Origin of the sequence: Sulfurimonas sp. CVO (assembly GCF_009883775.1) — a bacterium.
Classification (GTDB): Bacteria; Campylobacterota; Campylobacteria; order Campylobacterales; family Sulfurimonadaceae; genus Sulfurimonas; species Sulfurimonas xiamenensis.
Genome location: NZ_CP033720.1, coordinates 547,263 through 568,460 on the forward strand (window position 1 = coordinate 547,263; position 21,198 = coordinate 568,460).

Below are 21,198 nucleotides of genomic sequence, written 5' to 3' on the forward strand. Positions count from 1 at the left end.
TCATTATCTATTGTGCTATAATCTCGATAAAAATAATCAAAAAAGTTATAAATGCGTTCATCTGAAATCGAATCACTTTTAAACAATAAAGATAAATTGCTAACTCAAGCCTACTTTGATCTGCAAAGATATTTCGAAAAAAAATATGGTAATGATACTGTTCTTTTTATGGAAATAGGGACCTTTTTTGAAGTTTATGAAGTAAATAACGATGAAGAGCAGATAGGTAAAGCCAAAGAGATAGCTGAGCTTTTAAACATACAACTTACCAAAAAAAATAAAAACATAATAGAAAATAGTGATAAAAATCCCCTTTTAGCTGGAGTTCCTGCAGTATCTTTTGATAGATATTTAAACCGCCTTATAGCAGAACAAAAATATACTGTTATAGTTGTAAAACAAAAGGGAAATCCACCAAAAATAAGCAGATATGTTTCCCAAATTGTATCTCCTGGAACAAATTTTGATTATATAATTGATAATGACGACAATTATATAGTTTCAATTTTGGTGGATAAATTTAGAGGAATATATACAGTAGGTTATAGTGCCATAGATGTAACTACGGGTAAAACATGGCTTTATGAAAGTCATGGAACAAGTGAAGATCCTGCTTATGCTTTAGATGAACTCTTTAATCTTTTAAATACATATCGAACATCAGAAGTAATTGTTACATTTTTGGATGGAGTGGATGATCAAAGGCATGTAATGCACTATCTTGAAATTCCCGAGCATTATAACTACAGCGTAAATAATCAAAGATTAAAGATAGAGTTTCAAAATAGACTTTTTTGTGAAGTATATCAGATTAAGTCGCTGCTCTCTGCCATAGAGCATTTGGATTTGGAAAGAAATCCAATGATAACAGAATCGTTGGCAATTCTTATAGATTTTATTATTGAGCATGATATTCATATAATTCAAAAGTTGGATTATCCAAAGATAATAGACAATCGCCGTTTTATGTATCTGGGAAACAGCGCACTTGAACAGATGGGCGTAGTCTCAAAAGATAAAAAAGAGTTTACTCTTTTAAAAATGCTCGACAAGAGTGCAACGGCAATCGGCCGCAGACTTTTAAAAGAGAGACTTCTTAATCCTATTATGGAGAAAGATGAGCTTGAAAGAAGGTACGATTTAATTGAAAAAGTGTCATCGCATACAAGATATCTTGATGAGATAATGCGTGGGATATATGATTTGGAGAGATTGTCGCGTAGGCTTGATCTGGGCAAACTTCATCCATTTGAGATGAATCATATATATGAATCAATGTTAAGTGTAAAAGAGTTGATAATATATGCAAAAAAACATAAAATCCAAAAAATACCTTTTCACGAGAGTGAAGTTGATGAATTTTTAAGAGATATTACAAAGAGTATAGATTTAGATATCTCACGCCGTTTTACAAATGCAACGATTGATGAAAATTTTTTAATGGGCGGTGTTGATGAGGCTATTGATACTTTAGTGAAAGAAAATAGAATTATATTTATTGCGTTTGAAGATATTATGAATAAAATCGAGCTTATTTTAGAGAGTGCAAATGCAAGCAGTTCAAATAAATTGGTGACTCTTGGATTTTTGGAAAAAGAGGGATACTATCTCTCTCTTAGCAAAAATAGATTTTCGATGATAGAATCTGAGTTTTACAAGCACAATGATTTTAAAGATTATATGGTTAAAAAATTAACTAACAGTGTAAAAATAACATCAAATTTTACCGATAAATTATCGGATCAATTGATGAAAAATCGTCGTAAGATTATCGCATTGGTAAAAGATAGATTTATTGGGCTGCAAAGTGTTTATGAAAGAAGATATTCTCTTCTTTTTGACCGCATAATAAGCTATGTTGCTGATTTGGATGTAGGAGTGAGTTCATCAAAAGTTGCTCAGCTTTACAAACATTCAAGACCTAAAATTTGTGATGTAGAAAATGATGAAAATTTTATTCAAATAATGCAGCTTCGTCATCCTCTTATCGAGATACAAAGTGACAGTATTTATGTGCCAAATGATGTTATTATGGGAAATCGCTCTTATATGGATCTGCCATATCCCAAAACTGTTATGTTGGACACAGCCTCGCATAACGGACACGAAATAAACGGCGTTTTGCTTTATGGCATAAACTCCAGCGGAAAATCATCTCTTATGAAAAGTATCGGACTTGCCACATTGATGGCTCAAGCAGGCTTTTTTGTAAGTGCTTCTGCTATGAAGTTTTCTCTTTTTGATTCTCTTTTTACAAGAATTGTTTCAAAAGACAATCTCGCTAAAGGATTATCAACATTTGCGGTTGAGATGCTGGAACTCAAAAATATATTTAACCGTGCTACGGTCCGCTCGCTTATTTTAGGAGATGAGATAAGTCATGGAACAGAGACGCTCTCCGGTGTTGCGATAGTTTCAAGTGCTATTATAAAACTGGCTAATCTTCGTTCTATATTTCTTTTTGCAACACATCTACATCAGCTTTCAACTATGCAGGAGATAAAAGAGTTAAAAAATGTTGTAGATCTTCACCTAAGTGTTAAGTATGATGAGCAGATGGACAAACTTACTTTCAATAGAATTCTTCAAGCAGGAAGCGGAAGCAGTATCTATGGGTTAGAGTTTGCAAAGTCACTTCATATGGACAGTGAATTTTTAGAAACTGCAAATAGGATTAGAAAGCGTCTTGCGAATGATTTTGATGAGCTAGAGCTTCTTGTAAAGAAGAAAACAAGCAAATATAATAAAGAGCTCTATATAACAAAATGTGTGATTTGTGGAGCGGTAGCTGAAGATGTACATCATATAAATCATAAATCAAAAGCAGACAGCAGCGGTTTTATAGGCCATTTTCATAAAGATGTAAAACACAACCTTATTCCTCTTTGTAAAAAACATCACAAAGAGATACATGAACAAAAGATAAAAGTAGATGGTTTTGTAATGACATCAAATGGATTAGAGTTAAAGTATAAAGAACAAATCAATAAAAAAGAAGATAAAAATCAAGATAATTTAAAGGAGTTTACTTTAGATAATTGGGATTAAGCACTATAGAAAATAGTATAATTTGCTTTTAGATAAACTAAAAATTAGGTATAAAATGAAAATAATTGAACTGTTTAAATTTATGATTGAATCAAAAAGTGAAACACCGCATGACGGGGGACTTTTGGATTTTATAGAGAGTTATCTGCCTGATTTTAATGCTGTTAGAGTAGATGTTAAAGATGTAAAAAATCTTTTTATTTATAAGAAATTTGGAAATGGGGAGCATCTATGTTTTGCCGGACATGTTGATGTGGTTCCGGCGGGCAACGGTTGGGATAGCGACCCTTATAAAGCAGATGAGAGAGATGGGTATATCTACGGTCGTGGAACACAGGATATGAAGAGCGGTGTTGCGGCTTTTACTCAGGCTGTTAAAGAGAGTAAAAATTTCAATGGAACACTCTCTTTGCTTTTAACTTCAGATGAAGAGGGAGAGGGAACATACGGAACAATAGAGGTTTTAAAGTATCTTAAAGAGCATAATATGCTTCCGGATGTCGCCATTGTTGCAGAACCTACATGTGAGAGTATCTTTGGTGATGCCATAAAAGTAGGTCGACGCGGCTCTATCAATGGTTATATTACTGTAAAAGGCAAGCAGGGTCATGCGGCATATCCTGAAAAATCTATAAATCCAATCAATTTAATAGCTCCAAGATTAGCCAATATGGCAGGAGTAGATTTGGATAATGGCGATGAGTTCTTTGCTCCAAGTAAATTTGTTATAACAGACATTAGGGCGGGCATGGAGGTTACAAATGTAACTCCAAACGAACTTAAAATGATGTTTAATGTAAGAAACACTACTCTGACAACACAAAAAGAGGTAGAAGAGTTTGTAGCTAAAAATTTAGATGGACTGGAATATACGCTTAGACTTACTCAAGGCTCATATCCCTTTAGAACAAATACTGATACAAAATTGGTAAAAAATATTGATAAAGCAATAGAAAGTGTAACGGGTATCAAACCAAAACACTCAACCGCAGGCGGAACTTCAGATGCAAGACATTTGGCTCCTTTAGGTGTTGATGTAGTAGAATTTGGCGTGATAAATGATACAATTCATGCAGTAAATGAGAGAACAACAAGAGAAGAGGTTGAGAAACTTTATGAAGTTTTCAAAAATTTAATCAAGATGTGGAAATAAAAGAGATAAAAATTTATTAATAGGAGAAAAAAATGAAGTTCGTACAAACAAACAAGGCGCCATCGGCAATAGGTCCATACTCTCAGGCAGTAGTAGCAAACGGTATGGTTTTTACATCGGGGCAGATTGCACTTACTCCAGAGGGTGTTATGCTTGAAAATGATGTGGTTATTCAGACAAAACAGGTTTTAAAGAATCTTCAAGCAGTTTTAGAAGAGGCGGGGGCTTCAATGCAGAGTGTTATTAAAACGACGATATTTTTGGACTCTATGGATGATTTTGTAACCATCAACGAGATATATGCAGAGGCTTTTGGCTCTCATAAACCTGCTCGTTCAACCGTTGCAGTAAAGACGCTGCCAAAAAATGCCCTTGTTGAGATTGATGCAGTAGCGTTGGTAAAATGACAAAACTTCTCTTTTGATGCCGTCTTTTTTATATAGAGTTATAGTTCTCTCAGTCTTGTGGTTAAGTGATTTTATAAAGAGGATTGAAACGGCTTTATAGTATAATTTTTTATATAAAGAGAGTAGGAGAGTATTTTGTTAGATAAAAAGCAGTTAAAAAAAGAGCAGATAATACAAGCGGCTCTAGAACTATTTGCTTCAAAAGGGTTTTATAGTACAACTATTCCTGATATTGCGCTTTTGTTAAAAATGAGTGTTGGAAACATGTATAACTATTTTAAATCAAAAGATGTTTTAGCAATAGAAATCATAAAATATATCTCTGCATATTTAGGTGAAAAGTTAAAAGAGATAAACGAACAAGAGATATCTACTAAAGAAAAAACAAGAAAAATAGTAGAGATGTATTTTAAAACAGCCTCTTTAAAACCAGAGATGATAGACTACTTTTTAAGAATATATCTCTCAAATCGTGAGGTTTTTAAAAATAGCTGTGAGGGAATGCTCTGCGTAAACGAGTTTGTAACGGAGATAATGATTTACTTTGAAGAGGGCGTTAAATGCGGCGATTTGAGAGAGCAGGACTTTTTTAGCGCTTTTGGACTTTTTATGGGCTATCTAGGCGGTATGGTTTTTTTAAAGGGTGAAAATATTTTGCCAAAAGATTTAAATGATTATGTAGATGATATAACATTTAATATCTATAAAGCGTTGAGTGCAGAATAATTATGAAAACAAAAATGAGAGTATTATGGCTTAGCGCAATCGCTTGCAACGGCAATACCCACTCATTTTTAAACTATCCATACATGGAACAATTTTTAGATGATTTTGAGTTTATTTATCATCCCGTCATAGATTCTGAGTATTCGCTTGAAGATATTGTTTCAAAAGAGATATCTTGTGATATTTTACTTATCGAAGGTGCAATCTCAAAAGAGTTTAAAAGAGCCGATGTCTCTGTTGTGGATATAATTGAGAAATATTCTAAAATAGTCCAAAAAATAGTCACAGTCGGTACATGTGCAACTTTTGGCGGGATTTTTAGAGAGAGCGGTTATGAAAATACATCTGGTTTACATTTTGATCAAGAAGAACCGCTAAAAACAGATCAGGATTTGTTGGATAAAACCATCTCAGTTTCAGGATGTCCCGTTCATCCTGAAGTTTTGGTAAATACTCTTTATGCAATCAAAAAAAGCGCTGCATTAAAACTGGATAATTTTCTTAGACCAAAAGAGTTTTATGCTTATACTGTCCATAATGGCTGTACGAGAAACGAATATTTTGAGTATAAAGTAGATAATCACCGATTCGGAGAACTTGAGGGGTGCATGTTTTACGACCACGGCTGTCAAGCGCCATTTACCCACGGAAGCTGTAACAAAATACTTTGGAACGAGGTAAACTCAAAAACCAGAGCAGGACTCCCTTGCATGGGTTGTACGGAACCTGCTTTTCCGAGAAAAAATCTCTTTAGCACTAAAAAAAATATGGCAATACCCGAAAATCTCCCCGTTGGCGTGAGCAAAAGAGTCTATCTAACTCTAGCAGGCATTACAAAAGCATTTAAAATTGATAGACTAGAAAAGAAGTTGATTGATGATTAAATTAATAGAGAAGATAGAGGGTGAGGCGAAACTCAACTTTAATTTTAAAGAGGGTAGGATTGATTTTGTAGATATAGAATTTATGTCAACGAGAAATATTGAAAATATCTTAAGAGGCAAAAATGCTTTTGACGCACTTGTTATAAATCCGAGAGTCTGCGGAATCTGCGGACATGCCCACTTGATAGCTACAGTTCAAGCATTAGAGAGCTGTTATGATAATTTGAAGCTTTCAAACAAGGCGAAAATTATAAGAGAGTTAACGCTTAATTTCGAGCTTATCCAAAACCACTTTAAATGGTTTTATCTCACAATGCTGCCTCTATTCGGGCATAAGCAAGAGATTTTAAAAGCTACATATCCGTCTCAGCTTATGGGAAAAGCCATTGCAATATTCGGCGGACAGTATCCGCATACTTCTTACGCAGTTGTCGGCGGAGTAGTTTGTGAAATAACAGAGATAGATATTATAAAATTGCAACACTATATAGCCCAGACGCTTAAGTTTGTGGAAGAGAATCTGGTAAAAACCAAGAGTGAGAATTTTTTAACATGTGAAGATGCAGATGCTCTTTTGGATTATGAGGGAGATTTGCCTGACATACTCAGACAGATAAAAAAAGAGAACTTGTTAGAGTACGGAAAAAGCTATGACAGATTTATATCTTTTGGGCACAACAGCTATTTTAAAAAGGGCAAATCGCTAAAGGCAAAAGTAACTCATAATATCTCGCTCGAACATGTCAAAGAGTCTGAAATGCCTTCATCGTTTGCAAAAAACGTAAGCTTTAAAGATAAGTATTATGAAGTAGGTCCGCTTGCCCGCGCCATGGTGAACAAAACTCCGCTTATAGCAGATGCCCATAAAAAATACGGCGACAGTATCTTTAGCAGAATACTGGCAAGGGTTTGTGAAATATCCCAACTTTTACAACACTCAAAAGAGTTGATTAAAGATTTGGATTTGAGTGAAGAGTCATATATTGAACCCTCTATTGATATATCAAAACTAAGTTCCAGCGGATATTCTGCCGTAGAAGCTGCGCGCGGCACACTTATTCATAAAGTTGAGATAGAAAACGGAATGATAAAAAATTATGAAATTATCACGCCGACACAATGGAATCTAAGCGGCGGAACAAAAGATAAACATGGTGTTTCGCAAAAAGCGATGATTGGTTTAAGCGATGTTAAAACTGCCGAACTTGTTTTCAAATCGTTTGATGTCTGCTCAGTTTGTACTACCCACTAAAATAAAAAAAAATAATTATTTTTTAAGCTAATAAGAGTATATTTATATAAATAATAGTTATATAAGACATATTAATTTTAGTTTAAGTTTTTTTCATATACCATTATTGAATGAATATTCATTTTTGAATATAATTAAAATTAAAGGGGGTTTGTCATGAAAAACAGCAGTCTGTTTAACAAGTTGTCTTCTAGATTGGATGAGTTGTCAAATTTACCAAAACTTGATGATGAGGTATCAATATCAAAGTTGATTGAAGAGAAAGGCTTTTCAAGAAGAGAGTTTATGGGTTGGGCTGGGGCGATGACATCCATGCTGATGTTGCCTGCCAGTTTTACCCCTCTTGTTGCAAAAGCTGCCGAACTAGCCGATAGACTTCCTTTAGTTTGGCTTCATATGGCGGAGTGTACGGGATGCAGCGAATCACTCCTTAGGTCTGCGACTCCGAGCATAGACAGTCTAATATTCGACTATATCTCGTTAGAGTATCATGAAACGATTATGGCAGCGGCGGGTTGGCAGGCTGAACACAATCTTGAACATGCCATGGAAAAATATAAAGGCAGATATATTTTAATGGTAGAAGGCGGTATCCCGCACGCTCAGAGTGATTATTTTTTAACTATCGGTGCTCACGGTAAAACGGGAGAACAGAGTGCAAGGGAAGCTTCAGAAAATGCTGCGGCTATTTTTGCAATCGGTTCTTGTTCATCTTTTGGAGGCGTTCAAGCGGCATATCCAAATCCTACAAATGCAACGGCACTTAGCAACATAACGGACAGACCTGTTATAAATGTACCGGGATGTCCGCCGAGCGAGAGCAATATTGTGGGAACACTGCTTCACTTTATTCTTTATGGAACGCTTCCCGCGCTTGATGTTTTTAACAGACCGAAATGGGCTTACGGACTTAGAATCCATGATGCATGTGAGAGAAGAGGCAGATTTGATGCAGGTGAATTTGTAGAGCAGTTCGGCGATGAAGGTGCAAAAGATGGTTACTGCCTTTACAAAGTAGGCTGTAAAGGACCGTACACTTTTAACAACTGTTCAAAACAGAAGTTCAATCAAGGTACTTCTTGGCCTGTTCAAGCAGGGCACGGTTGCATGGGATGCAGTGAGCCTGATTTTTGGGATAAAATGGGAATCGTTCACGAACCTCTTGGCGATAGACTTTATCATACGGTTTTTGGCGGTCTTGGTGCAGATGCAACGGCGGATAAAATCGGTGTTGGGATTTTAACGGTTACTGCAATAGGTATAGCGGCACACGCGGCGATTTCACTAATTAAGAACCCAAAAGAATAATTAAGGAGTATAGATATGTCAAAAAGAGTAATAGTTGACCCCATAACAAGAATAGAGGGACATTTAAGAGCCGAAGTAATAGTAGGGGATGACGGAGTAGTTCAAGACGCTTTCGTATCTTCGACTCTTTGGAGAGGATTAGAGGTAATAGCAAAAGGGAGAGACCCTAGAAACATACCTCTTATGATGCAAAGAATTTGCGGTGTTTGTACCTATTCACACTATTTAAAAAGTACGATTGCCGTTGAAGATGCACTCGGAATTAAGATTCCTTATAACGCGGAGCTTGTAAGAACTTTGATGAATGCGGCTCTGTTTTTACATGACCATGTTATTCATTTTTATCATCTTCACGGAGTTGACTGGGTCGATATCGTCTCTGCACTCTCAGCCGATGAGGCAAAAGCTAGTAAATTGGCTTTTAAATATACGGACAATCCTATAGGAACAGGCGAAAATGAGCTTAAAAAAGTAAAAGAAAAAGTGGCAAAATTTGCTAAAAATCCTCAAGGACTAGGACCATTTGCAAATGCATACTGGGGGCATAAAACATATAGACTCACACCTGAGCAAAACCTTATAGCGCTTTCGCACTATTTAAAAGCACTTGAGATTCAAAGAACGGCGGCTCAGATGATGGCGATATTCGGCGCTAAACAGCCTCATCCGCAAAGTTTGGCAGTCGGAGGAGTTACATGTGTAATGGATCTTCTGAATCCTGCTAGAATGGGAGAGTATCTAGTTAAGTATCAAGCAATAGCAGATTTTGTAAACAACGCTTACTATGCCGATATCGTAATGGCGGCAGAGATGTATAAAACCGAGTCTTCGGTTATGAAGCCTATGGGTGTTAAAAACTTTATGGCGCATAAAGAGTTTATGATAGGCAGAGAAGAGTATCTTTTTGATAGCGGAATAATTATGAATGGAGATTTGAGTAAGGTTTTTGAGATTGATGAAGATAAGATAACGGAAGAGGCTACCCACTCTTGGTATAAAGACGATGCCCCGCAACACCCTTATGAGGGAACTACAAATCCAAACTATACGGGTTTTATAGACGGTCAATCAGTCGGGCCTGACGGCAAAATGACAGATTCTAAGATGATTAACGAAAAAGAGAAGTACAGCTGGATAAAATCGCCTAGATATAACGGTGAACCTATGGAAGTCGGTCCGTTGGCATCGATACTGGTCGGTTACGCAAAAGGGAACAAAAAAGTACAAGCAGTTGTAAATGAGTTCTTAGCTAAAACAGGCATTCCTGCAGCTGCTCTGTTTTCAACTCTGGGAAGAACGGCAGGGCGAATGCTGCAGGCAAAACTTGTTGCCGATAATGCGCTTGTTGCTTTTAATAATCTGATAGAAAACCTAAAAGTTGATCAAGAAACTTGTGCTACTTATGTAATAGATAAAGATAAAGAGTATAAAGGCAGAGGGATAGGCGATGTGCCTCGCGGGATGTTAAGCCACTGGATTAGAATCAAAAACGGCGTTGTCGAAAACTATCAAGCGGTAGTTCCTTCAACATGGAATGCGGGACCGATGGACTCTAAAGGTGCAAAAGGACCTTACGAGGCGGACTTAATCGGACTAAAGATAGAGGATTTAACGCAACCGCTTGAGATAATCAGAATCATTCACTCTTATGACCCGTGTATAGCATGCGCAGTACATGTAATGGACACAAAGGGCAAAACATTAAGCCAGTATAAAATCGACCCGCTTTACGGCGGATGCACTATTTAAGGGAGTCATTATGCAAAGTGTTGATACATTAGAAAAAAATTCTCTTAATCATGCTGATGAAACCATTGAAAGAGAGCTAGAGTTTACTTCGTTTTATAGATGGCACCACTGGATTAGGGTGTTTAGTATAATTATATTAACGGTTACGGGGTTTTATCTCTCTGTTCCTTTTATAATTCCTGCAGTAAATGCAGAACCGACAAACTTTTTAAATGCAGAGTTTAGAGGTGTACATGAGATATTTGGATTTATTATGATTTCTATGTTTATAGGAAAGACATACTACTTCTTCTTTTCGGTAAAAGATAAGATTGAAATCAACTCTTTTAAGGATGTTTTGAGTCTTAAAAATTGGCTTAGTCAGATAGGTTATTATCTGCTTTTATCGAAGCATCCAAAGTTAAGCGGAGCGTACAATGTTATACAACTTTTGGCTTATTTTGTCTTTTACATCGCTATTACAGGTTTGATTATAACAGGGCTTATTCTTTATGTTCATAGTTTTCATCTTGGAATAGGCGGAATGCTTTATGATATTATGAGAGAATTTGAAGTGATGCTAGGCGGACTTGCTGCCGTGAGAGAGCTGCATCATCTGCTTATGTGGGGAGTAATCTTTTTTGTAGTCGGACATGTTTACATGGTAGTTTTTAATGCAGTTCACGGAAAAGAGGGAACAGTTGATTCTATATTTAGCGGATATAGATGGAAAAGAAAACATTAAGGGTTTATATTGAAAATTTTAGTTCTTGGCATCGGCAATATTTTATTTGGAGATGAGGGGATAGGTCCTCATCTTGCAAATTTAATAGATGAAAAGTATGAGTTTGTATCAGATGAACATGTTGTTGATGTTCTTGACGGCGGTACATTGGCACAGAGACTTATACCCATAATTACTGATTATGACAATGTTTTACTTATAGACTGCGTTAATGTAGCAGATGGAGAAGTCGGAGATGTTTACAGTTTTGACTTTAACGATGTGCCTGAATGTATAACATGGAATGGAAGTGCTCATGAGGTCGAAATGCTTCAAACTCTTCAGATGATAGAGATGTTAGGCGATTTGCCTCCAACTAAAATAGTGGGTGTCATTCCTTATGTAATCGGGGAAAACAGTACCTTTTCAATGACAGCGGAAGTTTTAAAAGCAAGTCTAACTATGGAGCAGGTCATTACAAAATATATAGAAGATTTCGGGGTTAAAGTTCTCATCAAAAAAAATACAACCCTAGAAGAGGTTTCAAAATATACATACTTAAAAGGCACGCAATGATATTGGAGTTTTCGTTTAACTATCTCTCATCATCTTTGATTTATGAAAAAATAATTTTAAATACGCTTGGAGTGTTTTTCCTTGAATCAAAAATTATAAAAAAGGGCGATAATCTTTTTTTGTATGTAAAATCAGATGATAGCGATGAGTTGGAGAGTTTTGCAAACAGATTGTCACTTGAACTGCCTCACTCAATTTTTTTACATGAAACAGATGTCAAAGTCGTAGATGAGATGCCGCAAGAGAGTTCTGTTTTACCTCAATTACAAAAACTTCCTATGGCATTTTGCCCTAAGTGTTTGCGTGAAGTTATGGATGAATCAAATGAGAACTATTACAATATTTTTCATGAGTGTGAAGTCTGCGGATACGATGTGAATGGCGAAAAAAAGAGCTATAAAGATGATTTTGTAAATCTTGCAAAATCAATAAGCGATGGTTTGGTAGTTGAAGTAAACACATTTTACTCAAAATATTTCGTTGGTAAATTAGGTAAAAAATGTAATGAGGTTGATTTTGATATTATCAGTTATGATTTAGGCACGACCACACACTACACAAATGCTACAAACAGCGAAATGGCGGCACTTGGAGCTATCGAGAAACCTTTTGTAAAGTTAAAAACAAACATCAAATTTAAAATGGATTTTGAAGATGTAGCAAATGAACTTATCCGTTTTAAACTCCCTGATGATTTAGTTTTGCATTTTTTACTCAGTGAGCTTAACAAACTCGGAATCAACTTGATTTTTATAACAAAAGAGAAGCTTCCTTTGGATGTTAAGTTTGATTTAGCGGAGTATGAAAAAGAGCTAGAGCCTATCGAAGTTGTCGTCGGCGATAATCATATCGCCATAGTAAGAGGAGAAAAAGGTCTGCCATATCAAAATCTAAGTAACAGCAATGATTTAATCCCTCATGTAGGAGCTTTTTTCTCGGTTATAAAAGAGCACTCTTTGTTTGATAACACGGTTGTTGGAGTAAACATCTCCAAAATGTATCACAATAATATTTTAGTCTATTGTAAAAAATTCGGAACTATAGAGTATCTCTCATTTGCGTTTAAATTTGACTCTGTTAAAGATGTGTTTGATTCTATCATGAGTTCAAATGAAAGCGGCAAGAAGCTGGTAGAGAACTTTAAAAACAAATTTCCAGAGCATTTTGAGGCAATATCTGCCATAACATTTAATGAAGAAGAGTTTAATGTTTACAAACTCTGGGGTATAGTTTCCATAGTTTTAGGTTACTCAAAAGATAAAAATCTTTTTGCATCTGCAAAAGTGCTTGAAGATAGTGCGAGTTCATTTTTTGGAACAAAAGGTCCAAGAATTGACTATAAACTAAAAAGAGTTGACTCTAAGGTTTACTTAGACCCATTGATGACGATTAGAACCGCTATGAGTTTCAAGCTGGCGGATGTTGATAGACTTACGCTTAGTTACGGGGTTATTGAGAGTTTTGTGGAGTTTGTCTCAACTCAATTGGATGAGATAAAAGAGGAGATGAAAAGCGATGCTGTGGTTGTAACGGGTTCACTTTTACAAAATAGACATCTTTTTAGTAAACTTAGCAAAGAAGTTTCTATAAATCATAATCTCTATTTTAATAAAGAGCTGCCAATTGATGGAAAAAATATTTTATACGGCGGAAATGAATTGTTTTGAAAAGATATAAATATATTATAAAAGGACAGGTTCAAGGTGTTGGATTTCGTCCTTTTGTATATAAGTCGGCACTCGATTTCAAACTCGCAGGTTTTGTCAAAAACGATATAAACGGAGTGGAAATTGAAGCAGAGGGAAAGCAAAAAGATATAGAGCTTTTTGAAGAGTCGCTCCGCTTTAAACTTCCGCCGCTTGCAAGAATAGACGAGATACAAAAAACAGAGATAGAACCGCTTTTAGAAAAAGGCTTTGCGATTATACAAAGCTGTGATGACTCAAAAACCTCATACAAATCTGCTCTTATTCCTCCCGATACCGCTACATGTCAAGAGTGTTTGGCAGATATAAAAGATGAGAAAAACAGAAAATATCATAACTACTTTGCCACAAACTGTACAAACTGCGGACCGAGATATAGCATCATAAAAACAGTTCCCTATGACAGAAAAAACACATCTATGCAGAAGTTTAAGATGTGCAGATCGTGCGAAGAAGAGTACAATAATCCCTTAAACAGAAGATACCATGCACAGCCTATTTCATGCAACGAGTGCGGACCCTCTTTGTCTCTTTTTAGAGGCGATAAAAAAGTAGATATTGCTCAAAAAGAAATTATCCAAAAAGTTGCATCTCTTATAGAAGAGGGAAATATTTTAGCCATAAAAGGCATAGGCGGATTTCATATAGTCTGCGATGCAACGAATGATGAGGCGCTAAAAAAGTTAAGAGAGTTTAAACACAGACCCACAAAACCTTTTGCCATCATGTGTAAAGATTTGGAGCAGATAAAGGCTTTGGCGTATGTAAATGAGAAAGAAGAACAGCTCCTAACATCAAAAGAAGCGCCCATTGTCGTACTGAAAAAGCTTACATGTCAAAACAATCTACATGTCAAAATATCATACTTTTTAGCTCCAAATATTGACAGAATAGGCTGCTTTTTGCCATACACCGCTCTTCATCATCTTCTCTTTGCTTATCTGCAAAATCCCATAGTTGCCACAAGCGCAAATCTCGGCGACGAGCCTATCATCATAAACGCAGAAAATATTTTTAAAAAGCTTCCTTTTGTTGATTTTACTCTTGATTTTGACAGAGAGATAATTAACGGTGTTGACGACTCACTTGTTCAGGTGGTAGATGACAAAACCCAGATACTAAGGCTTGCACGCGGATACGCTCCAAAGGTAATAAAGCTTCCCTTTAAGAGTGAGAAAAAGATTTTGGCAGTCGGAGCAAACCAAAAAAACTCCATAGCTTTTGTGATGGACGACAACATAATCATATCTCCGCATATAGGGGATTTGGGCTCTATGGAGGCTTTTGGATTTTTTGAGAGAACATTGGAGAGTTTTAAACGCTTTTACGATTTTGAACCGGGTGTCATAGTGCATGACAGACATCCAAACTATGAAACGACCAAATGGGCGAAAAAACAGAACAAAAAGCTTGTAGAAGTTGGGCATCATTTAGCACATATCTACGCCTGTAAAGCGGAGTTTGGACTTAGGGGTGATTATCTTGGATTCAGTTTTGACGGCACGGGTTACGGCGATGATGGTACTCTATGGGGCGGAGAGATTTTTGTAGGAGACAAACGCAAATACAGTTTCAAAACGGTAAAACTTCTAGGCGGAGAAAAGGCTATAAAAGAGCCTCGTAGAGTAGCACTCAGTATGCTTTTTGACAAACTCTCTTTAGAAGAGGTTTTAAAGCTTGAACTAGATGTTGTGAAATCCTTTTCAAAAGATGAGATAAAAATACTTCATCAAAGCTACCTAAAAAATCTAAACGCGCCAAAAAGTAGCTCAGTAGGAAGACTCTTTGATGCCGTGGCTTCATTTTCAGGTATTGCCCAGAGTGTAAGCTATGAGGGCGAGAGCGGACTTTTGTGTGAGAGTTTTTATGAGAAGAACATAGAAAAATATTTTGATTACGACATAGAAGAGGGCGTAATTGAGATAAAAATAGCAGAGTACATGTTAAAAAACAAGCCGGATAAAAAAGAGCTAAATACCATGTTCATAAACACGCTTGTAAAAATCATCGTTGATATCTCAAAGCGAGAAAAACTTGAAGTGATTTTAAGCGGCGGAGTATTTCAAGACAAAACTCTGCTTGAGCTTACATGTCAAGAGTTAAAACAAGAGAAAATCAAATGCTACTTTCAACAAGAAACGGCTACCAATGACGGCGGAATCGCTTTGGGGCAGGCTTATTATGTTTTATCTCACAGTGAATTTTGATACAACTCTGCTAATATTTCTTTCTGCATCTCTTTAGAGTAGTTAAACTTAAACTCAATCTCTTTCAAGTAGTAAAAAAAGTTTTCACTTCCAACTCCTTTGTATTTTAAAATAGACTCTTCAAAAAAGAGCCAGAACTGTGTGATTCGGTTTTCTCTTTTTTTTGTTTTTGAGATTTTGTTGCGCATCATAAATTTTGAAAATTCTTTGAAATAGACTTCTTCTATGTTATTGTCTAAAAACTGATTTTTATACTTGTTTAGGTTTGGCATAAGCAGGTTGTATACTTTGTCATCGTAGGCAAGAGTCAGAAAGTTCTGCGCATCAAAAATGTTCTCTTTTACTTTTTTCTTGCTTTTCTCAAGGTAGATATATTCATCGTACTCTATGATCTGTTTGTTTTGATACGCTTTTTCTAAATAGTTTGCGATTAGTTGACGAAAAAATTCATATCTTTTTTTGAGGGTTATATAGTTGATAAAGAGTTTTTTGCTTGCTTCATTTACTGTGAAATTTTCGCAAAAATACTCCATAATTTTTAAATCTGTTTTTATTTTTTTTTCAGAGAACTTTTTTTTGCATTTTGCACACTTCATCTGTCCAGATTTCAGCTCGTAGAGTTTGGTATGTTGGCAGTAGATACATTTCATAAAATATTCTACCATGTTTAGTACCAAAAATAACTAAGAAATAAGAAAATTAATGTTACTTTTACAATAAAGATATAAAATATGAACAGCTATTCAGAAGAATAGAGATACAATCAATTTAAGGAAAAAATCATGAAAATGTTATTGATGCTTTTATCATTCTCGGCGTTGGCTTTTGGACACACTACTACTTTGGAGAGTGGTGGATTTGGGAGTGGATTTTTACATCCTATCAGCGGTTTAGATCATATCTTGGCGATGGTGGGCGTCGGTATGGTTGCTTTTCTTTCTCAGAAAAAAGGTTATTTACTTTTAGTGGCATTTATGGGTGCAATGATGTTAGCGGCAGTAATTGGTTTTATGGGTGTTGAGATATTGTTCATCGAAGAGGGCATTTTGCTTTCCATCGCAGTTGTTTTTGCACTTATCGGTTATGCGAAAAAGATTTCATTAAATGTTATTATTGCAATCATTGCATTTTTTGGAATGTTCCACGGTTTTGCCCACGGGTCTGAGTTTCAGGGCGGAAATTTTGTAACTTATATGCTAGGATTTAGTCTTACAACTCTTATGCTTCACCTTAGCGGAATCGTTTTGGCTTACGGATATACGCGTATTCTTGAAAAACGCTCACAAGTTGAGGCGCTAGAATTAGCGTAGTTTAAAAACACAAAAGGTTTTGTATGGAGCACTTAGGCTTACTTCTTATATTTTGGTATGGTGTGTTTCATGCTTTTGGACCTGATCATTTGACTGCAATTGCAGATTTCTCAATCGGCAAAAACAAAAAAAGACGATACTTATAACGCTTGGAGTAATTAAGGAACAGAGTGTTGATTTTGTAATGGTTTTTGCGTTTACGCTTAGAGTTATGAGTATATTTGTAGGTTTCGGGGCAGTTATACTCTATATTAATAAAAATCTATTAAACTCAAAACAGAATTTAAGAAGAGTTTTTGCAATTGCCGGAGTCGTCTCAGTCGTTGTCGGCTCTAACATGTTAATCGGATAGAAAATCAGATAGAAAGAGGCATAAGTGCCGAGGGTCTTCTGCCGAAGGAAACAAAGTGTTAATGTAGGTATCGGAATTACTTCCGATACCGTAATAAATCAGATGAAGGGCTTCCTTCATTTTATGAAATAAAATTAAGGATATAAATATGTGTAAAGATTGCGGCTGCAGCATTGTAGAACATAGTCACTCTCAGAAAGAGAATCATTCACATGAACATCATCATCGGGATTCTCATGAACATCAGAGCGCTCATAAACATCTGCATGACAATCCACAGCTAAACGACCCTAAAACCATCTCGGTAATTACAAAAATTTTAGATAAAAATGACCAAGAGGCACAGCATAATCGTGAGCATTTTAACTCTCACGGTGTTTTGTGTATAAATCTTATGAGCTCTCCCGGAAGCGGAAAAACGGCACTTTTGGAGAGTTTGTCGGATTTGGGCGAGTTTAAATTTTGTGTCGTTGAGGGTGACTTGGAGACGAGCCGCGATGCGGACAGACTCAAAGCAAAAGGGATAGAGGCTCATCAGATTCAAACGGGTTCGGCTTGTCATTTGGACGCGTTTATGGTTCATAAAGCTTTGCATCACATGGATTTGGACAATATGGATGTATGTTTTGTAGAGAATGTCGGAAACCTCGTATGCCCTGCTAGTTATGATGTAGGAAGCCACTTAAACATAGTACTTGTCAGTGTTCCCGAGGGCGAAGATAAGATAGCAAAATATCCCGTTATGTTTCGTCAAGCAGATTTGATTCTTTTTACTAAAACCGACCTGCTTCCATATTTTGAATACGACATCCAAAAAGAGAAAGAGACTGCAAGAAAGTTAAAACCTAGTGTTGACATACTTGAAGTAAGTACCAAAGATGAAGAGTCCATCAAAAAAGTGGCTGCGTGGATAAAGTTTAAAATAGGAATGAGATAATGTGCCTTTCAATACCCTCAAAAGTAGTAAAAATAGATAAAAAAAATGAAATAGCGACAGTCGATACGATGGGCGTGCAAAGGGAAGCCTCTTTATCTTTGATGAGCCAAGAGGATATACATGTAGGCGATTATGTGCTTTTGCATATCGGATTTGTGATGAACAAAATCGATGAAAAAGAGGCGTTAGAGAGTTTGGAGCTTTATAGAGAGATTATAGATGCTATGAACGAAGAGGATAGGCGGCTGGCGATTTTAGAAGTAGATGAGTGTCCAAATAGAGAAGTCTAAAATGGGTTTGGAACTTAAAAATCTTTATGATGACTTTAGAGACGCAGACACCATAAAAGCCTATGCAAAAATCATAAAAGAGGATGCGGCAAAGCTGAAAAATCCTATAAACATCATGGAAGTCTGCGGCGGACATACGCATACTATTATGAAGTACGGTCTTCCTCAGCTTCTGCCATCAAACATCAAGTTTATCCACGGTCCCGGCTGTCCGGTTTGTATCATGCCAAAAGAGCGCATTGATCATGCTTATGTTTTAAGTATGCAGCCTGATGTGATACTTGTGACTCTAGGCGATATGATAAAAGTACCCGGAAGCAACGGAAGTCTGCAAACTGCAAGAAGCAAGGGTGCAGATGTTCGTTTTGTCTATTCTCCGCTAGAGTGTCTAAAGATTGCAAAAGAGAATCCTACTAAAAAAGTCATCTTTTTTGCCATAGGATTTGAGACGACTACGCCGATGACAGCTGCACTTCTTGATGCGGTTATAAAGCAGAACATCAAAAACATCTTCTTTCACATAAACCATGTAACCGTTCCCGAAGTTATGCGTGAGCTGATAGATAGCAGAGATGTGCATGTAGATAGTTACAACAACAAAATAGACGCATTTCTAGGACCCTCACATGTAAGCGTGATAAGCGGAAGTAAAATCTATGAAGAGTTTCCGCGTGATTATAACCGCCCCGTGGTTGTCTCGGGTTTTGAGCCTGTTGATGTCATGCAGGCAATTAGCATGATAGTCAAACAGTTCATAGAGGGCAGATGCGAGCTTGAAGTGGAGTACAAACGGCTTGTGACATATGATGGAAATGTCAAAGCGCAGGAGCTAATAGAGAGATATTTTGAAAAAAGAGACCTGTTCAAATGGCGAGGTTTGGGCAATATTCCTAAAAGCGGACTAAAACTAAAGCCTGAGTTCAAAGAGTATGACACAGAGATAGTCTACAAAGATGTTCTGCCACTCGGCGAGATAGAAGACCACAAACTATGCATCTGCGGAGATATACTGAGAGGCATGGCAAACCCGCCCGAATGCACTCTCTTTGGAACCGCATGCAAACCGACTTCACCCATTGGAAGCTGCATGGTAAGCAGCGAGGGCGCGTGTGCCGCGTACTATAAATATGGGAATTTAATTTAATATGAAAGAAAAAACCCTACTTCGGATAAAATATACATGTTGATTGTGAAAGGTATGTTTTAGAAAAAAGTGATATTCAAAAATTGCAATTTTATAACTTTTGAAAAGAGAGTGCGAGAGGTACAACTTGTGTGATGCTAGATGAAAATAGCGCTATGGCTGAGGAAGTAATATGTTAAATATAATATATGAATACAGTAAAGTAAAAGATAAAAAGCTAAAAGAGCATATCATAGATACGCCACTGCTTCATAAATATTTTAAACTTGATAGGAAAATTTCTCCTCGTTCCCATCTTCTCCGATGGGAGTGCATACATCGCTTCCTAATTTTGAAGTCTTTACAGCCTTTGGAGCATTGGAACGAAAAAAATACAAAACAAGCAGGTGCGAACAAAGGTGGATACTGGAAAGTGAATATAATAAATACAATGGAGAAAGCAGATGACTAAAACCATAACATTAGCACAGGGTAACGGCGGGCAAGAGAACAACGAACTTATCTCTAAAGTTTTTTACAAGGCTTTTAAAAACGACATCCTCGACAAAAGCGAAGATGCGGCTATTATCCATAACGGGGAGTTGGCATTTTCAACTGATAGTTTTACGGTTTCGCCTCTTTTTTTTGCGGGAGCGGACATAGGCAAGCTTGCTATCTGCGGTACATGTAACGACCTTGCCATGATGGGGGCGAAGCCGAAATATTTGACATGTAGCGTGATTATCGAAGAGGGTTTTGAGACTAGAGAGTTAGAGAGAATCGTGCGAAGTATGAAAAAAGAGCTTGAGGTAAACGGTGCGATTGTCGTGAGCGGAGACACCAAGGTTGTGCCTCGCGGAAGTGTCGATAAGATTTTCATAAACACTACGGGAATCGGCGAAGTTTTGAAAAAGGGTATCAGCTCCAACAACATAACAAAAGATGATCTCATCATCGTAAACCGTGATATCGGCTGTCACGGTGCGGCTATCTTTGTTGCGCGCGAAGGCATTGAGATGAGCAGTTCTTTGCAGAGTGATTGTGAGTCGCTTTTTCCTCAGGTAAAGGCTCTTTTGGACGCAGATATAAAGATAACGGCTATGAGAGACGCAACCAGAGGCGGAGTAAGTGCTGTTTTAAACGAGTGGTCGAGGCAGTCAGATATCTGTATAGAAGTGCAAGAGGAGAGTATCCCTGTCAGCGATGAGGTAAAAGGCATCTGTGAAATGCTCGGTTTTGAAGCGACGGCTTTGGCAAATGAGGGTACTTTTGTGTTGGCGATAAATCATGAAAATGCACCAAGAGCAGTTGAGATTTTAAAAACTTTTGAGAGTTGCAAAAATGCAGCGATAATTGGCAAAGTAACGGATACGCATCTAAAAAAAGTCGTTTTAAAGAGCAGTTGGGGAACTTCACGGTTTTTAGATACGCCAAGCGGCGAGCTGCTTCCAAGGATTTGCTAAAGCT

General features: G+C 36.8%; 21 protein-coding genes. 20 read left to right on the plus strand and 1 reads right to left on the minus strand.

The genetic code is table 11. From position 1 onward, the window contains the following. The first annotated feature begins 51 nt into the window (after nt 1–51). The 12 genes from CVO_RS02780 (at nt 52) to hypF (ending at nt 15,719) form a co-directional block, all read left to right on the plus strand. Nucleotides 52–3,048: a MutS-related protein gene (locus tag CVO_RS02780; RefSeq protein ID WP_159569868.1), complete on the plus strand. Its 2,997-nt coding sequence runs from the start codon at nt 52–54 to the stop codon at nt 3,046–3,048. A gap of 55 nt (nt 3,049–3,103) precedes the next feature. Then, nucleotides 3,104–4,201 (plus strand): succinyl-diaminopimelate desuccinylase, encoded by a 1,098-nt coding sequence (gene dapE, locus CVO_RS02785; RefSeq protein ID WP_159569870.1) that lies wholly within the window; start codon nt 3,104–3,106, stop codon nt 4,199–4,201. 32 nt (nt 4,202–4,233) lie between these two features. Continuing rightward, on the plus strand, nt 4,234–4,608 hold the full coding sequence (locus CVO_RS02790; RefSeq protein WP_159569872.1) for a RidA family protein: 375 nt from the start codon (nt 4,234–4,236) through the stop codon (nt 4,606–4,608). Nucleotides 4,609–4,743: 135 nt separating this feature from the next. Next, nucleotides 4,744–5,334 (plus strand): TetR/AcrR family transcriptional regulator, encoded by a 591-nt coding sequence (locus CVO_RS02795; RefSeq protein WP_159569874.1) that lies wholly within the window; start codon nt 4,744–4,746, stop codon nt 5,332–5,334. A gap of 2 nt (nt 5,335–5,336) precedes the next feature. Beyond that, nucleotides 5,337–6,218, plus strand: a complete 882-nt coding sequence (locus tag CVO_RS02800; protein ID WP_159569877.1) for an NADH-quinone oxidoreductase subunit B family protein — start codon at nt 5,337–5,339, stop codon at nt 6,216–6,218. Further along, a complete protein-coding gene (locus CVO_RS02805; protein WP_159569879.1) occupies nt 6,211–7,470 on the plus strand; it encodes a nickel-dependent hydrogenase large subunit in 1,260 nt (419 codons plus the stop codon). The genes CVO_RS02800 and CVO_RS02805 overlap by 8 nt, the downstream gene beginning before the upstream one ends. A gap of 156 nt (nt 7,471–7,626) precedes the next feature. Next, a complete protein-coding gene (locus tag CVO_RS02810; RefSeq protein ID WP_159569881.1) occupies nt 7,627–8,778 on the plus strand; it encodes a hydrogenase small subunit in 1,152 nt (383 codons plus the stop codon). A 15-nt stretch (nt 8,779–8,793) separates the two neighbouring features. Beyond that, nucleotides 8,794–10,527, plus strand: coding sequence for a nickel-dependent hydrogenase large subunit (locus tag CVO_RS02815; protein WP_159569883.1), 1,734 nt, complete (start codon nt 8,794–8,796; stop codon nt 10,525–10,527). Nucleotides 10,528–10,537: 10 nt separating this feature from the next. Beyond that, nucleotides 10,538–11,251: a Ni/Fe-hydrogenase, b-type cytochrome subunit gene (gene cybH, locus CVO_RS02820; protein ID WP_159569885.1), complete on the plus strand. Its 714-nt coding sequence runs from the start codon at nt 10,538–10,540 to the stop codon at nt 11,249–11,251. A gap of 9 nt (nt 11,252–11,260) precedes the next feature. After that, a complete protein-coding gene (locus CVO_RS02825; RefSeq protein WP_159569887.1) occupies nt 11,261–11,806 on the plus strand; it encodes a HyaD/HybD family hydrogenase maturation endopeptidase in 546 nt (181 codons plus the stop codon). Continuing rightward, the gene (locus CVO_RS02830; RefSeq protein ID WP_159569889.1) at nt 11,803–13,473 is read left to right on the plus strand and encodes a hydrogenase; all 1,671 of its coding nucleotides are present in this window, start codon (nt 11,803–11,805) and stop codon (nt 13,471–13,473) included. Before CVO_RS02825 ends, CVO_RS02830 begins: the two co-directional genes overlap by 4 nt. Continuing rightward, nucleotides 13,470–15,719: a carbamoyltransferase HypF gene (gene hypF / locus CVO_RS02835; RefSeq protein WP_159569891.1), complete on the plus strand. Its 2,250-nt coding sequence runs from the start codon at nt 13,470–13,472 to the stop codon at nt 15,717–15,719. Before CVO_RS02830 ends, hypF begins: the two co-directional genes overlap by 4 nt. Here hypF and CVO_RS02840 read toward each other — a convergent pair. Then, nucleotides 15,704–16,369 (minus strand): transposase, encoded by a 666-nt coding sequence (locus CVO_RS02840; protein ID WP_159569893.1) that lies wholly within the window; start codon nt 16,367–16,369, stop codon nt 15,704–15,706. The genes hypF and CVO_RS02840 overlap by 16 nt on opposite strands. 132 nt (nt 16,370–16,501) lie before the next feature. On the opposite strand from CVO_RS02840, the gene CVO_RS02845 reads away from it, so the two are divergent. The 8 genes from CVO_RS02845 (at nt 16,502) to hypE (ending at nt 21,194) form a co-directional block, all read left to right on the plus strand. Then, the gene (locus CVO_RS02845; protein ID WP_159569895.1) at nt 16,502–17,029 is read left to right on the plus strand and encodes a HupE/UreJ family protein; all 528 of its coding nucleotides are present in this window, start codon (nt 16,502–16,504) and stop codon (nt 17,027–17,029) included. 23 nt (nt 17,030–17,052) lie between these two features. Beyond that, a complete protein-coding gene (locus tag CVO_RS09870) occupies nt 17,053–17,175 on the plus strand; it encodes a hypothetical protein (protein WP_256365632.1) in 123 nt (40 codons plus the stop codon). Nucleotides 17,176–17,213: 38 nt separating this feature from the next. Beyond that, a complete protein-coding gene (locus CVO_RS09835) occupies nt 17,214–17,381 on the plus strand; it encodes a hypothetical protein (RefSeq protein WP_241690997.1) in 168 nt (55 codons plus the stop codon). Between the two features lie 148 nt (nt 17,382–17,529). Further along, the gene (hypB, locus tag CVO_RS02855) at nt 17,530–18,318 is read left to right on the plus strand and encodes a hydrogenase nickel incorporation protein HypB (protein WP_159569897.1); all 789 of its coding nucleotides are present in this window, start codon (nt 17,530–17,532) and stop codon (nt 18,316–18,318) included. Continuing rightward, nucleotides 18,318–18,608 carry a HypC/HybG/HupF family hydrogenase formation chaperone gene (locus CVO_RS02860; protein WP_152299662.1) on the plus strand — a complete coding sequence of 97 codons (291 nt, stop codon included), beginning with the start codon at nt 18,318–18,320 and terminating at the stop codon, nt 18,606–18,608. Before hypB ends, CVO_RS02860 begins: the two co-directional genes overlap by 1 nt. Nucleotide 18,609: 1 nt before the next feature. Next, the gene (hypD, locus tag CVO_RS02865) at nt 18,610–19,752 is read left to right on the plus strand and encodes a hydrogenase formation protein HypD (RefSeq protein WP_159572095.1); all 1,143 of its coding nucleotides are present in this window, start codon (nt 18,610–18,612) and stop codon (nt 19,750–19,752) included. Nucleotides 19,753–19,924: 172 nt separating this feature from the next. Then, nucleotides 19,925–20,203, plus strand: coding sequence for a hypothetical protein (locus CVO_RS02870; RefSeq protein ID WP_152299660.1), 279 nt, complete (start codon nt 19,925–19,927; stop codon nt 20,201–20,203). Beyond that, complete coding sequence (gene hypE / locus CVO_RS02875; RefSeq protein ID WP_159569899.1) at nt 20,196–21,194, plus strand: hydrogenase expression/formation protein HypE; 999 nt, start codon at nt 20,196–20,198, stop codon at nt 21,192–21,194. The genes CVO_RS02870 and hypE overlap by 8 nt, the downstream gene beginning before the upstream one ends. Nucleotides 21,195–21,198 lie beyond the last annotated feature (4 nt).